A 14,123-nucleotide genomic window follows, 5' to 3' on the forward strand; every position below is an offset into this window, starting at 1 on the left:
TCGTGGCCGCCTGGGTCGCTGAAGACCTTGTCGCCCTCTTTGACGTAGGACAGGCCGTCGTCGAGCAGAGTGAAGACTGCCGGGGCGATCTCTTCGCAAAGACCGTCGCCGGTGCAGAGATCCTGGTCGATCCAAACCTTCATTGCTCTAGCTTCGCCTCGCAGTCGACTCGGGGGGCTACCGGCACATTGTACCTGGCCCGACCGTACAGACCCCCCAATCTTTGTGTCAATCAGCACATGCAGCCGCGTTGCGGGCCCGCGCCAGGGCACGGTGGGCCCTACAAGTCCCCGTCCCGACCGGCGTTGCGGGACCGCGCCAGGGAACGGTCGGCCATACAAGTCCCCGTCCGACCCGCGTTGCGGGCCCGCGCCGGGGCACGGTCGGCCAGAAAGGTCCCCCTCACGATCCGCGTTGGCGGTATGGTCGGCGCAGAGGTGAACATGAGCGACGTCGAAGGCCCCGAACGGAACCCCGCCGAGCGCCTCGCCCGCATGGAGCTCGCCGAGCTTCGCGAGTACGCCCGGGTGCTGGAGGACGAGCTGGTCTCGATTCGCCGGCGGGTGCAGGACGCGCCCAAGCGGGTGCGGACTCTCGAAGAGAAGCTGCTCGAGACCAAGGGCCAGCTTCAGCAGGCGATATCCCAGAACGAACGGCTGACCTTCACCCTGCGCGAGGCGCGTGAGCACATCGCCGCCTTGCGCGAGGAGGTGGACAAGCTCACCCAGCCCCCGGCCGCCTACGGCACCTTCTTGGGGCGCAACGACGACGGCACGGTGGACGTGTTCTCCGGCGGGCGCAAGATGCGCGTCGCACTGCACCCCGAGCTCGACGGCGAGCAGCTCGCCCGTGGAGCCGAGGTCGTGCTCAACGAATCGCTCAACGTCGTGCTCGCTCGCGGTGCCGAGCGATCCGGCGAGATCGTCACCTTGAAAGAGCAGCTCGACGACGGGCGGGCGGTGATAGTGGGGCGGGCCGACGAGGAAAGGGTCGTGGAGCTCGCCGAGAACCTTGTGGGCGCCCGGCTGCGGGCCGGCGACTCGGTGCTGATGGACACCCGGACCGGGCTTCTCCTGGAGCGCCTCCCGCGCCCGGAGGTGGAGGAGCTCATCCTCGAGGAGGTCCCCGACATCTCCTACGCCGACGTCGGGGGCCTCGACAGCCAGATCGAGGCGATCACCGACGCCGTCGAGCTGCCGTTCCTGCACCGCGAGCTCTTCGTCGAACACAAGCTTCCCGCCCCCAAGGGCATCCTGCTCTACGGGCCCCCAGGGTGCGGGAAGACGCTGATCGCCAAGGCGGTCGCCAACTCGCTCGCCAAGAAGGTGGCCGAGGTGTCGGGCGACAAGGCGGCGCGCAGCTACTTCCTGAACATCAAGGGCCCCGAGCTGCTCAACAAGTACGTGGGCGAGACCGAGAGACAGATCCGCCTGGTGTTCCAGCGGGCGCGGGAGAAGAGCGAGGAGGGCGTGCCCGTCATCGTGTTCTTCGACGAGATGGACTCCCTGTTCCGCACCCGCGGCTCGGGGATCAGCTCGGACATGGAGTCGACCATCGTCCCCCAGCTGCTCGCCGAGATCGACGGGGTCGAGGCGCTGCGCAACGTGATCGTCATCGGCGCCTCGAACCGGGAGGACCTGATCGATCCGGCGATCCTGCGCCCGGGGCGTCTCGACGTGAAGATCAAGATCGAACGTCCCGACCGCGAGGCAGCCCAGCAGATCTTCGCCCGCTATCTCACCTCCGACCTGCCTCTCGACGAGAGCGAGGTCGCCGACCTCGGCGGTGGCGACAGGGACAAGGCGGTGCAGGCGATGATCGAGCGGACCACCGCCGAGATGTACCGCGACGACGAGGCCAACCAGTTCCTGGAGGTGACCTACCAGAACGGCGACAAGGAGGTCATGTACTACAAGGACTTCGCCTCGGGGGCGATGATCGAGAACATCGTCCGGCGGGCGAAGAAGCTGGCGATAAAGCGGGTGATCGCCGGTGGGGCGCCCGGCATCCGCACCCAGGACCTGCTCGACTCGATCCGCCAGGAGTACAAGGAGCACGAGGACCTTCCGAACACGACCAACCCCGACGACTGGGCGAAGATCTCCGGGAAGAAGGGCGAGCGGATCGTCTACATCCGCACGATCATGTCCCAGGGGGACGAGACGACCGGCGGCCGTTCCATAGAGAGGGTCGCCACCGGCCAGTACCTCTGAGATCTTCGGGCGCCGAAGCAACCAGACGGCCGAAGCAGCCAGGCGCCCGAAGCAACCAGGAGGCCGAAAACAGCCAGGCGGCCGAAAACAGCCAGGCGCCCGAAGCAGCCAATTGTGCGGCCGGGCGGGATAACGTCTCGTCAATGGCCATCGTCAAGGTGCTCGGAATGGAGACCGAGTACGGGATCATCATCCGTGGATCGGCCGACCCCAACCCGATCGCCGCGTCCTCGACGCTGATCAACGCGTACGTCGCCGAGCTGTCTCGCCGCGTCGGGTGGGACTTCGAGGACGAGACGCCGGGGCGCGACGCCCGCGGCTTCGCCCGCGAGGGCTCGATGCCGCCCGAGGTGGAGACCCACCTGGTGAACGCCGTGCTCACCAACGGCGCCCGCTACTACGTGGACCACGCCCACCCCGAGTACTCGACTCCTGAGTGCGCCGACGTCATGGACCTCATCCGCTACGACAAGGCGGGGGAGCTGATCCTCGCCGACTCGATCGCGGCCGCCGCCCGCCTCTTGCCGCCCGGCCAGAGCCTGGTGGTGTTGAAGAACAACTCCGACGGCAAGGGCAACTCCTACGGCACCCACGAGAACTACCTGATGGATCGGGCGGTTCCCTTCTCGCGGATCGTCGCCAACGTGATGCCCCATTTCGTGTCCCGCCAGGTCTTCACCGGCGCCGGCAAGGTGGGCTGCGAGGCCCCGTCGGGCTCGAGGTCGGACGTCGCCTTTCAGTTGACGCAGCGGGCCGACTTCTTCGAGGAAGAGGTGGGCCTCGAAACCACCCTGAAGCGGCCGATCGTCAACACCAGGGACGAGCCGCACTGCGACGCCCACAAGTACCGGCGCCTGCACGTCATCGTCGGCGACGCCAATCTCTCCGAGGTGGCGAACTTCCTGAAGGCCGGGACGACGGCGCTGGTGCTGTCGATGATCGAGGACGACTGGTTCGCCGCCGCCAACCGGGATTTCACCATGCAGGCGCCGGTGGCGGCGATGCGCCGGGTGTCCTACGACCTCAGCCTCGCCGAGCCCCTGGAGCTCGCCGACGGCCGGAGGATGACAGCCCTCGAGATACAATGGGAGCACCTGGATCTGGCGAAGAAGTACACGGAGGAGGTGGGCTTCGACTCGGTCGGCGGCCCCGAGGTGGGGTATGAGATCCTGCGCCGATGGGAAGAGACCCTCACCGCCCTCGAGTCGGATCCGATGTCGCTCGCCGAGCAGTTGGACTGGGTGGCCAAGTACCGGCTGCTCAACGGCTACCGGGAGCGCCACGGACTGTCCTGGCAGGACCCCAGGTTGGCTGCCATGGACCTGCAGTACCACGACGTCAACCCGGCCCGCTCCCTCCACGCCCGTCTCGGGACGGAGCGCCTGCTCGACCCCGAGGAGGTCCGTCGGGCGGTCACCGAGCCCCCCGAGACGACCAGGGCCTATTTCCGGGGGAAGTGCCTGCAGCGGTGGGCGTCGGCGATCGCCGCCGCCAACTGGGACTCGATGGTGTTCGACCTGGGGAGCGACCCTCTGCGGCGGGTGCCGATGATGGAACCGCTAAGAGGGACGCGCGCCCACGTCGAAGAATTGCTGTGTAGCGTGTCCAGCCCAGCCGAGCTGCTGGAACGCCTGGGCTCGTAGAGGAAGAGGCGAAGCGCTTATGGCAGAACGAGAACAGATAAAGAAGGCGACACCGTCCAGGACAGAGGAGGAGGCGGTCGAGGACGTCCCCACCTCCAACAAGAAAGCCGAGGAGCTGAAGGCCGAGCTCGATGACCTGCTCGACGAGATCGACGAGGTTCTCGAGGAGAACGCCGAGGAGTTCGTTCGCAGCTACGTCCAGAAGGGCGGCCAGTAACGCCCCGGGTAGGGTGGCGGGCTCGATGAGCCTCCCTGCCTTCGGGCCCGCCGACGACCCGGGCCCCGATTTCGCCGAAGTGCTGCGTCGAACGGGTCTCGACCCGTTCCGCCCTCCCAACGCGTCCCCGCCCGGCCCGCCACCCTTCGAGATCCGCCACGGCACGACGATCGCCGCCCTGCGCTACGCCGACGGGGTGGTCATGGCGGGGGACCGCCGGGCGACGGCCGGCTCGTCCATCGCCCACCGGGCGATGGAGAAGGTCCATCCTGCCGACCGCCACAGCGGGGTGGCCATCGCCGGCGCGGCCGGCCCCGCCATGGAGATGGTGCGGCTGTTCCAGCTTCAGCTCGAGCACTACGAGAAGGTGGAGGGCCAGCCGCTCAGCCTGGAGGGCAAGGCGAACCAGCTGTCGCAGATGGTGCGGGCCAACCTGGGAATGGCCATGCAGGGTTTCGTGGTGGTGCCGCTGTTCGCCGGTTTCGACGTGCGCCGGGGAGTCGGGCGGATCTACTCCTACGACCCGACGGGTGGCCGTTACGAGGAGACGGACTTCGCCGCTGACGGCTCGGGCGGGCGCGACGCCCGGACCACCGTCAAGCTGGGCTGGCGGCCGGACCTGTCGCGCGCCGAGGCGGTCGAGCTCGCGGTGCAGGCGCTCTGGAACGCCGCAGACGAGGATTCGGCCACCGGGGGCCCCGACGCGGTGCGGGGCATCTACCCGTCGGTGGCGACCATAACGGCGGCCGGTTTCGAGTACCTGGCGAACGCGGAGGTGGCCGAGCGCTTCGCCGCCGTGGTGAACAGCGAGGAGGCGCAGCAGCCGTGAGCATGCCGTTCTACGTCGCGCCCGAGCAGTTCATGAAGGACAAGGCGGACTTCGCCCGCAAGAACATCGCTCGGGGGAGGCCGCTGGTGGCGTCGGTGTACGCCGACGGGGTGCTCATCTGCGCCGAGAACCAGTCGAAGAGCCTGCACAAGGTGAGCGAGATCTACGACCGGATCGCCTTCGCCGGGGTCGGCCGCTACAACGAGTTCGACTCGCTGCGGCGCGCCGGAGTGCAGCACGCCGACATCAAGGGCTACCAGTTCAGCCGGGAGGACGTGGACGCCCGCTCGCTCGCCAACCTCTACGCGCAGTACATGGGCAACGTGTTCACCCACGAGCTCAAGCCACTCGAGGTGGAGATCCTCGTCGCCGAGGTGGGAGCGGCGCCCGGAGAGGATCAGCTGTTCCACATCCTCTACGACGGCTCGATCGTCGACGAGGACCGCTTCACGGTCCTGGGCGGCGAGGCCGACGCCATAAGCGGCCGCCTCCAGGAAGGGTTCCGCCCCGACTGGACGCTGGAGGAGGTCGTCCGGCGGGCGGCGAGGGCCCTGTCGGGTGACCGTGAGCCTGTCGCCGGCGACCTCGAGGTCGCCGTGCTGGCCCGCAGCAACGGGCGTCGGGCTTTCCGCCGCCTCGACGACGCCGAGGTCGCCGCCGCCCTGGAGGGATCGGAGGAGGGAGCGAGACGATGAGCAGCCTGGGACCGAACGACTCGCTCGCCGCGTTGCTGCACGAGCAGCGGCGTTTCGACCCCCCGCCGGGTTTCGCCGAGCAGGCGAACGTCGGCGCCGACGTCTATGCCGCCGCCGAGGCGGATCCTCTCGGGTTTTGGGAGGAGCAGGCGAGGGCCCTCGCCTGGGCCGAGCCGTGGGTCCGGGCGCTCGAGTGGGAACCGCCGTACGCCAGGTGGTTCGTGGGCGGCAGGTTGAACGTCGCTTATAACTGCGTGGACCGTCACGTGGCTGCTGGTTTGGGCGGGCGGGTCGCTTTTTATTGGGAGGGGGAGCCGGGCGACACGAGGACGGTCACCTACGCCGATTTGCAGCGCGAGGTGTGCCGGGCGGCGAACGCTTTGCTCGAGATCGGCGTGCGGGCGGGTACGAAGGTGGCCATCTACATGCCGATGATCCCCGAGACGGTGGTGGCGATGCTCGCCTGCGCCCGGCTGGGGGCGCCTCACACGGTGGTTTTCGGCGGGTTCTCCGCCGAGGCGCTTCGCGACCGGATCGTCGATTGCGACGCTCGTTTCGTCGTCACCGCCGACGGGGGGTTCCGCCGGGGGGCGCCTGTGGCTTTGAAGCCGGCGGTCGACGAGGCGCTCGCCTCCTGCCCGGCGGTGTCGAAGGTGGTGGTGGTGCGCCGCACCGGCCAGGAGGTGGGTTGGACCGAGGGCCGCGACCTTTGGTGGCACGACCTGGTGGACCGCCAGGCCGACACCCACGAGGCGGAGGCGTTCGACGCCGAGCACCCCCTTTACATCATGTACACGAGCGGGACGACGGCCAAGCCCAAGGGGATCCTGCACACCTCGGGGGGTTATCTGACCCACTGCTCGGCGACGCATCGCATGGTCTTCGACTTGAAGGCGGACCGCGACGTTTTTTGGACGGCGGCCGACATCGGCTGGGTGACCGGCCACAGCTACATCGTCTACGGGCCGCTCGCCAACGGCGCCACGTCGGTCATGTACGAGGGGACGCCCGACACGCCGGCGAGGGACCGCTGGTGGTCTATCGTCGAGCGCTACGGGGTGAGCATCCTCTACACGGCGCCGACGACGATCCGCACGTTCATGAAATGGGGGGAGGACCTGCCCGCCGCCCACGATTTGGGTTCGCTGCGCCTGCTCGGCTCGGTCGGCGAGCCGATCAACCCGGAGGCGTGGATGTGGTACCGCACCCATATCGGCGGGGGCCGCTGCCCGGTGGTCGACACATGGTGGCAGACCGAGACCGGCGGCATCATGATCTCCCCGCTGCCTGGGGTGACCTCCACCAAGCCGGGGGCGGCGATGAGGCCGCTGCCGGGCATCTCCGCCGACGTGGTGCGCTCCGACGGGACGCCGGTCGGCAACGACGAGGGCGGTTTCTTGGTGGTGACGGCACCTTGGCCGGGGATGCTGCGCGGCATCTGGGGCGACGATGAGCGCTACCGGGCGACTTATTGGTCGCGCTTCGAGGGTGTCTACTTCGCCGGCGACGGCGCCAAGCGCGACGAGGACGGCGACATCTGGCTGCTCGGCCGGGTGGACGACGTGATGAACGTGTCGGGGCACCGCATCTCCACCACCGAGGTGGAGCACGCCCTGGTGGGCCACCCCGCCGTCGCAGAAGCCGCAGTGGTAGGGGCGTCGGACCCGACGACCGGTCAGGCGATCGTCGCCTTTGTCACGGTCAAAGGGGAAGCCGCCGAGGGCAGCGGCCTCGTCGCCGACCTGCGCGACCACGTGGCCAAGGAGATAGGGCCGATCGCCAAGCCCCGTCAAATACTGCTCACGCCTGAGCTGCCAAAGACCAGGAGCGGCAAGATCATGCGCCGCCTGCTTCGCGACGTGGCCGAGAACCGCGAGCTCGGCGACGTCACCACCCTGCTCGACCCGACGGTGGTCAACGCCATCCGCGAGCGGCTGGTCCCCGGAGCCGAGGAGCAAGAGCAGGGCTGAGGAGCCGTCCCTCGCCGCTTGCGCGCGCCGGGAGCGGTAGCGTGCGGCCCGTATGGACCGGCGCATCTTCGGCCTCGAGAACGAGTACGGGGTGACCTGCACCCTTCGCGGTCAGCGCCGGCTGAGCCCCGACGAGGTCGCACGCTATTTGTTCCGCAGGGTGGTCAGCTGGGGCCGGTCGTCCAACGTTTTCCTGGAGAACGGCGCCCGCCTTTACCTCGACGTGGGCAGCCACCCTGAGTACGCCACGCCCGAGTGCGACTCCATCGCCGACCTCGTCGCCCACGACAAGGCGGGGGAGCGGATCCTCGAGCAGCTGGTCGGCTCGGCCGAGGCGCGCCTGCGCGAGGAGGGGATCCGCGGGGTGGTGTTCCTTTTCAAGAACAACACCGACTCGGCGGGCAACTCCTACGGCTGCCACGAGAACTACCTCACGAGCCGCCGCGACGACTTCGGCCACTACGCCCAGGTGCTCATCCCGTTCCTCGTCACACGCCAGATCTACGCCGGCGCGGGCAAGGTGCTGCAGACGGCTCGTGGCGCGATGTACTGCCTGTCCCAGCGCGCGGAGCACATCTGGGAGGGCGTCTCGTCGGCGACCACCCGATCGCGACCGATCATCAACACCCGCGACGAGCCGCACGCCGACGCCGAGCGCTACCGACGCCTGCACGTCATCGTCGGCGACTCGAACATGAGCGAGTACGCCACCTTCTTGAAGGTCGGGGTGACGAGCATCATGCTGCGCATGCTCGAGGACCCGGGCGTCGTGCTGCGCGACATGACGCTCGAGGACCCGGTACGGGCGATCCGTGAGATCAGCCACGACATCACCTGCCGGCGCAAGGTCCGCCTGGCGAACGGGCGCGAGGCGGCGGCGCTCGACATCCAGTCGGAGTACCTCTCGCGGGCGCTGCGCTACGCCGAGCAGCGGGGCTTCAGCGAGGGGGAGCTTCGGGCCCTCGAGATGTGGCGGCACTGCATCGAGACCATCGAGAAGGACCCGCTCGAGCTCGAGCGGGAGTGCGACTGGGTGATGAAGTACCGGCTCGTCGAGGCGTTCCGCGAGCGCCACGGCCTGCCGCTCGGCCACCCGAAGGTCGCCCTGCTGGACCTTCAGTACCACGACGTGAGCCGCACCCGAGGGATCTACTACCGGCTGCAGGGTCGCGGCAGCGCCGAGCGCATCGTGAGCGACGAGGCGATCGAGCGGGCGGTGGACCACCCGCCGGCGACGACGCGGGCGCGCCTTCGGGGGGAGTTCATCCGGCGAGCCAAGGAGCGGCGCAGGGATTTCACGGTCGACTGGGTCCACCTGAAGCTGAACGACCAGACCCAGCGCACGGTGCTCCTCAAGGACCCCTTCCGGGCCCACGACGAGCGCGTCGAGCGGCTCATCGACGCGATGTGACGGCCCGCCGGCGGCGTTGCCACCTGCGAGGGTCCCGCCCGACCGGCGCCCGCCGGGCCACCGGTGGGCCGCCCGCGAGGCGGAAGCGTGGTGCCGGGCTCAGTAGACTCTCGCCGTGGGCAGCCTCGACCCGGCGAAGCTCCTCGTCATCCTCGTCGTGGCGCTCATCGTCGTGGGCCCGGAGCGGCTCCCTCGGCTCGCACGCCAGCTCGGCGCGGCCTGGCACGAGCTGACGAAGGTCCGCGAGCAGGTCCGAGAGGAGGTGCGCGCCGCCCTCCCGAGCGACGCGCTGGCGGGCATCCCGTCGCCCTCGCAGGCCGTCGCCGACCTGTTCACCGGCCTGCGAGGGGAGGGCTGGGCGATCGAGGCGCCCGCGCCCTCGACGTCAGAGGAGGACGACCCGCCGGCCGCATCCGGGTCGGCCGACGACGCCGACGACTTCGCCGCGGAGGGCTCGGACGGGGGTCGGGCGGATCCGGGCACGTGGTGGGAGGCGGTGGTGCCGCCCGGCGCGCCGGGGCCGTACCTCGACGACCCGAGCATGAACTGAGCCGGACCGAGCGTCGGGCCCGGTAGGCAGACGATGGCCGTTCTCGTGCGGAGGCGCTCGGGGCTGCGCCCGTCGCCCGACGCGATGACGCTCGTCGAGCACCTCGGGGAGCTGCGGCGTCGCCTCGTCGTGTGCCTGGTGGCCTTCGTCGTCGCTGCCGTCGCCGCCTACGTGCTCTACCCCGACATCCTCCGCATCCTCGAGCAGCCGTACTGCGCGGCGAAGCACGCCCACGGGGCGGGGTGCGCCCTGCTCGTGACCGGACCGCTCGAGGGCTTCGGCGTGCGGCTCAACGTCACCGGCTACGGCGGGCTGTTCCTCGCCTCCCCGGTGATCCTCTTCCAGCTGTGGCGCTTCGTCACGCCAGGTCTGCGCGCCAACGAGAAGCGCTACGCCATCCCCTTCGTCCTCGCCACGCTCCTCCTGTTCGCGTTCGGCGCCTACGTCGCCTGGCTCACCTTCCCGCACGCGCTCGGCTTCCTGATCGCGGTCTCGGGGCCCGGCATCATGCAGCTGTTCTCCGCGTCCCGCTACCTCCAGCTCGTGCTGGCGCTGATGGCCATCTTCGGCCTGGCCTTCGAGTTCCCCGTCGTCCTCGTAGCGCTGCAGCTCGCCGGCGTGCTGACGCCCGCCCGCCTCGGCCGCTGGCGGCGCGTCGCGATCGTCGTCATCGTCGTCGTCGCGGCGATCGCGACGCCGAGCTCCGACCCCTTCTCGATGCTCGCGATGGCGGTCCCGATGTACCTGTTCTACGAGCTGTCGATCCTCGTCGGCCGGCTGCTCGGGCGTTGACGGGGCACGGCGGGGTCGACCTCGCCCCCGAGGGCATCCGGGAGCGGTTCGTCGCGAGCCTGGCCTTCCCCCTCGACGACTTCCAGCGCCAGGCGCTCGACCTGCTCGACGCCGGCAGGTCGGTGCTCGTCGCGGCGCCGACCGGATCGGGCAAGACCGTCGTGGCGCACTACGCCGTCGCCCGCGCCCTCGACAGGTCGCTGCGGGCCTTCTACACCACGCCGCTCAAGGCGCTCTCGAACCAGAAGTACCGGGAGCTCGCTGGGACCTACGGGCCCGAGCGCGTCGGGCTGCTCACCGGTGACGTGTCGCGCAACGGCGGCGCGCCCGTCGTCGTCATGACGACCGAGGTGCTGCGCAACATGATCTACGCGCGGCCGCACGACCTGCACGACCTCGGCTGCGTCGTCCTCGACGAGGTCCACTACCTCGAGGACCCCTACCGAGGCTCGGTGTGGGAGGAGATCATCCTCGCCGCGCCCGCGGGCGTGGAGCTCGTGTGCCTGTCGGCGACCGTGTCGAACGCCGAGGAGCTCGCCCGGTGGATCACCACGGTGCGCGGGGCCACCGGTGCCGTGATCGAGGAGCGTCGGCCGATCGAGCTCCGCCACCTCTTCGTCGTGGGGCGGCGCGCCGGCGGGCTCCTCGTGCTGCCGACCTTCGTCGACGGCAAGCCGAATCCGGCGGCCGCCGCCCTGGACCGGGACGCACGGCCGGGCGGGACGCGCCGGCGTGGGCCGCGCGGCGCCGCACCCGGCCTGCGCAGGCCGCGCCGGGTCGAGGTGGTCGAGCGGTTCGCGGAGGACGGGCTGCTGCCGGCGATCTACTTCGTGTTCTCCCGGGCCGGCTGCGACGAGGCCGTCCGCCAGTGCCTCGACGCCGGCGTGCGCCTCACGAGCCGGGCCGAGCGCCGGGCCATCCGGGAGGCGGCGGACCGACACGTGGACGTGCTGTCGGACGCGGACCTCGCGGTCCTCGGCTACGGACCGTTCCGCGAGGCGCTCGAGTCCGGCGTCGCCCCGCACCACGCCGGGCTCGTGCCGCCGTTTCGCGAGGTCGTCGAGGAGCTGTTCAACGAGGCGCTCGTGAAGGTCGTCTTCGCGACCGAGACGCTGGCGCTCGGCATCAACATGCCGGCGCGCTCGGTCGTCGTGGAGGCGCTCTCGAAGTTCGGGGGCCACGGCCACGCCGACCTGACGCCGGGGGAGTACACCCAGCTCACCGGGCGTGCCGGGCGGCGTGGCATCGACGAGGTCGGCTACGCCGCCGTGCTGTGGTCGCCGTTCCACAGCTTCGCCGAGGTGGCAGCGCTCGCCTCGGCGCGCAGCCGTGCGCTGCGCTCCTCGTTCCGGCCGACCTACAACATGGCGGTCAACCTCGTCCGGCGCTACGAGCGGCACGAGGCGTTCCGTCTCGTACGCTCCTCCTTCGCCCAGTACCTCAGCGACGCCCCGCTCGAGCGCCAGCTCGAGGGCCGCCTGCGCGTGCTCGAGGCGCGCGGCTACGTCCAGGGATGGGCGGTGACGCCCTGGGGCGAGCGACTGGCCGGGCTCTACCACGACTGCGACCTCCTCGTGGCCGAGGCGATGCGTGCCGGCCTGCTCGACGGCCTGGACGCGCCGAGCCTCGCCGCGCTCGTCTCCCTCGCGACCTTCGAGGCGCGTCGCTCGGCCGCTCGTGCCGAGCTGGCCGGCCTCGGCATCGCGCCGCGAGCCGAGGAGCTGCTGGCCCTCGCCGGCGCGCTGCGCGAGGAGGAGCGGGCGGCGCGCCTGCCGCCCACCCGGTCCCTCGACGCGGGCTTCGCGCGGCTCGCCTTCGAGTGGGCGCGCGGCGCCTCCCTGCGCCACCTGCTGGCTCCCGAGGCCGCCCGACGCCGCGCGCGCCGGGGGAGGACCCAGACGGCGCCGATCTCGCCCGGCGACTTCGTGCGCAACGTGAAGCAGCTCGTGGACCTGCTCCGCCAGATCGCCGTCGTGGCCCACGACGAGCGGTGCGCGCTGACGGCGCGGCGCGCGGCGGACCAGCTGGAACGGGGGGTGGTCGCCGCATCCAGCCGCCTCGAACCGTTCGACGGCGAGCGATCCGACCAGGTGAACGGCAATCCGCCCTAGCGCCAGTGGGTTCTCGTAATCTCGTCCGGGCATGTCCGCCTACGCCGCCGAGACCTTCACCGACGAGGAGCGGGCCGTCCTCCGCCCGTACGTGACCAACCTCGACGGACCGGTGTTCGCGCTCGTGAACCTGCCGGAGGTGGTGAAGGGCGCCCTCTTCGCCCGCTACTCGCGCTCGTCGAAGAGCCTGCGCCGGCTGTTCCTCGACGAGTTCGTGGAGGACCTCGACACGGCCGGCGACGCGTCGGTCGACGCCACGGTCGGGCTGCGGCGTGCCGAGGAGCTGTACCGCCGGGTCTTCGTCGAGTACGGCGACGACTCCGTGGCCCAGCTCGGCGGCGTCCACCTCGCCTGCGAGCAGGCCTCCAACCTCCTCACGAAGATCCTCGAGCGCGGCCGGCTGATGGCCTACCTCGAGCAGTCGACCCGCTACGTGCCCTACGACCGGCGGATGCCGACCGGGCACTACCGCTACCGGCGCGACCCGGAGATCCTCGACTCGCCGCTCGGCGCCCGCTACGTCGGCGAGATGGACCGCATGTTCGACACCTACGGCGCGCTCCTGCCGCGGCTCGAGGCGCACCTCGTGCGGGCGTTCCCGAACCGGCCCGAGGTCCCCGAGCTCGCCTGGCGCGCCTCCGTGCGCGCGCGGGCGCTCGACGTGCTCCGCGGGCTGCTGCCCGCCGGCTCCCTCTCCAACGTCGGGATCTACGGCTCTGGCCAGGCCTACGAGGCGCTCCTCCTGCGGATGCGGGTCCACCCCCTCCCCGAGGCGCGCGCCTACGCCGAGCGCATGCTCGAGGAGCTGCGCAAGGTGATCCCCTCCTTCCTCGAGCGCCTCGATCGGCCCGACCGCGGCGGCGAGTGGAGCGAGTACCTCGCGTCGACCCGTTCCGCCACGCGCGAGGTGGTCGCGCGCCTGTGGCCCGACGACGGGGGCGAGGGGGGGGCGCTGGCGCCCTCGGTCGAGCTCACGGACTTCGACCCCGAGGGGGAGGAGAAGGTCCTCGCGGCGATCTGCTACCCGCTCTCGGGGCGCTCGGACGCGGCCGTCGCCCGGCGGGTGGCCGCCCTCGGGGAGGGCGAGCGCGCCGAGCTGCTCGCCGCCTACGTGGGCGAGCGCCGGAACCGCCGGCACCGCCCCGGCCGGGCCTTCGAGCGGACGTCCTACCGGTTCGACATCGTGTCCGACTACGGCGTCTTCCGGGACCTGCAGCGCCACCGGCTGCTCACGATCGAGTGGCAGCCGCTCGGCACCCGCCTCGGCTACACGGTCCCAGAGCTCGTCGTCGAAGCCGGGCTCGAGCGGCCGTTCGTGGACTCGCTCGAGCGCGCCCGGGAGCTCCACGAGGCCCTCCTCGAGCGCTTCCCCGAGCAGGCCGCCTACGCCGTGCCGCTCGCGTACCACGTCCGCTACTCGATGGAGATGAACGCCCGAGAGGCGATGCACCTCGTGGAGCTGCGCTCCAGTGCCCAGGGGCACCCCGCCTACCGCCGTATCGCACGCGAGATGCACCGCCTCATCGGCGAGGTGGCCGGGCACCGTGGGATCGCGCGGGCGATGCGCTTCGTCGACCACGACGACGCCCCGCTCGGGCGGCTCGACGCCGAGGTCCGCGTCGAGGCCCGTCGGCGATCGGGCGGGGCGGCGCCCTGAGCGAGCGGCCCTTGACGCGCCGGGACCACGCGGTC

Annotated in this window: 12 protein-coding genes; 11 read left to right on the plus strand and 1 reads right to left on the minus strand. The window is 70.6% G+C overall.

Annotated elements, in window-relative coordinates:
• Positions 1-143: ferredoxin (locus VKV23_02060; GenBank protein ID HLI14822.1), on the minus strand; the 143-nt coding region annotated here is incomplete at its 3' end.
• Positions 144-443: 300 nt separating this feature from the next.
• Here VKV23_02060 and arc point away from each other — a divergent pair.
• The 11 genes from arc to VKV23_02115 all read left to right on the plus strand — a co-directional run bounded on the left by arc (position 444) and on the right by VKV23_02115 (position 14,088).
• Complete coding sequence (gene arc / locus VKV23_02065; GenBank protein HLI14823.1) at positions 444-2,213, plus strand: proteasome ATPase; 1,770 nt, start codon at positions 444-446, stop codon at positions 2,211-2,213.
• Positions 2,214-2,356: 143 nt separating this feature from the next.
• Positions 2,357-3,856 (plus strand): depupylase/deamidase Dop, encoded by a 1,500-nt coding sequence (gene dop, locus VKV23_02070; protein ID HLI14824.1) that lies wholly within the window; start codon positions 2,357-2,359, stop codon positions 3,854-3,856.
• A gap of 19 nt (positions 3,857-3,875) precedes the next feature.
• Positions 3,876-4,073, plus strand: coding sequence for a ubiquitin-like protein Pup (locus VKV23_02075; protein ID HLI14825.1), 198 nt, complete (start codon positions 3,876-3,878; stop codon positions 4,071-4,073).
• Positions 4,074-4,086: 13 nt separating this feature from the next.
• Complete coding sequence (gene prcB / locus VKV23_02080) at positions 4,087-4,902, plus strand: proteasome subunit beta (protein HLI14826.1); 816 nt, start codon at positions 4,087-4,089, stop codon at positions 4,900-4,902.
• A gap of 2 nt (positions 4,903-4,904) precedes the next feature.
• Complete coding sequence (prcA, locus tag VKV23_02085; GenBank protein ID HLI14827.1) at positions 4,905-5,597, plus strand: proteasome subunit alpha; 693 nt, start codon at positions 4,905-4,907, stop codon at positions 5,595-5,597.
• A complete protein-coding gene (acs, locus tag VKV23_02090; protein HLI14828.1) occupies positions 5,594-7,567 on the plus strand; it encodes an acetate--CoA ligase in 1,974 nt (657 codons plus the stop codon). Before prcA ends, acs begins: the two co-directional genes overlap by 4 nt.
• Positions 7,568-7,619: 52 nt before the next feature.
• The gene (gene pafA / locus VKV23_02095; protein ID HLI14829.1) at positions 7,620-8,978 is read left to right on the plus strand and encodes a Pup--protein ligase; all 1,359 of its coding nucleotides are present in this window, start codon (positions 7,620-7,622) and stop codon (positions 8,976-8,978) included.
• Positions 8,979-9,093: 115 nt separating this feature from the next.
• Positions 9,094-9,528, plus strand: coding sequence for a twin-arginine translocase TatA/TatE family subunit (locus VKV23_02100; protein ID HLI14830.1), 435 nt, complete (start codon positions 9,094-9,096; stop codon positions 9,526-9,528).
• Between the two features lie 33 nt (positions 9,529-9,561).
• The gene (gene tatC, locus VKV23_02105) at positions 9,562-10,320 is read left to right on the plus strand and encodes a twin-arginine translocase subunit TatC (GenBank protein HLI14831.1); all 759 of its coding nucleotides are present in this window, start codon (positions 9,562-9,564) and stop codon (positions 10,318-10,320) included.
• A complete protein-coding gene (locus VKV23_02110; GenBank protein ID HLI14832.1) occupies positions 10,317-12,431 on the plus strand; it encodes a DEAD/DEAH box helicase in 2,115 nt (704 codons plus the stop codon). The genes tatC and VKV23_02110 overlap by 4 nt, the downstream gene beginning before the upstream one ends.
• A 31-nt stretch (positions 12,432-12,462) precedes the next feature.
• Positions 12,463-14,088: an FAD-dependent thymidylate synthase gene (locus VKV23_02115; GenBank protein HLI14833.1), complete on the plus strand. Its 1,626-nt coding sequence runs from the start codon at positions 12,463-12,465 to the stop codon at positions 14,086-14,088.
• Positions 14,089-14,123 lie beyond the last annotated feature (35 nt).

Source organism: Acidimicrobiales bacterium, assembly GCA_035294085.1.
In the GTDB taxonomy this organism is placed as follows: domain Bacteria; phylum Actinomycetota; class Acidimicrobiia; order Acidimicrobiales; family Bog-793; genus DATGLP01.

Excerpts from the sequence above, each read along its gene's own strand:
- VKV23_02075 (HLI14825.1), top strand. The coding sequence starts at position 3,876 with ATGGCAGAACGAGAACAGATAAAGAAGGCGACACCGTCCAGGACAGAG.
- VKV23_02115 (HLI14833.1), top strand. The coding sequence starts at position 12,463 with ATGTCCGCCTACGCCGCCGAGACCTTCACCGACGAGGAGCGGGCCGTC.
- tatC (HLI14831.1), top strand. The coding sequence starts at position 9,562 with ATGGCCGTTCTCGTGCGGAGGCGCTCGGGGCTGCGCCCGTCGCCCGAC.
- pafA (HLI14829.1), top strand. The coding sequence starts at position 7,620 with ATGGACCGGCGCATCTTCGGCCTCGAGAACGAGTACGGGGTGACCTGC.
- arc (HLI14823.1), top strand. The coding sequence starts at position 444 with ATGAGCGACGTCGAAGGCCCCGAACGGAACCCCGCCGAGCGCCTCGCC.
- prcA (HLI14827.1), top strand. The coding sequence starts at position 4,905 with ATGCCGTTCTACGTCGCGCCCGAGCAGTTCATGAAGGACAAGGCGGAC.
- dop (HLI14824.1), top strand. The coding sequence starts at position 2,357 with ATGGCCATCGTCAAGGTGCTCGGAATGGAGACCGAGTACGGGATCATC.
- acs (HLI14828.1), top strand. The coding sequence starts at position 5,594 with ATGAGCAGCCTGGGACCGAACGACTCGCTCGCCGCGTTGCTGCACGAG.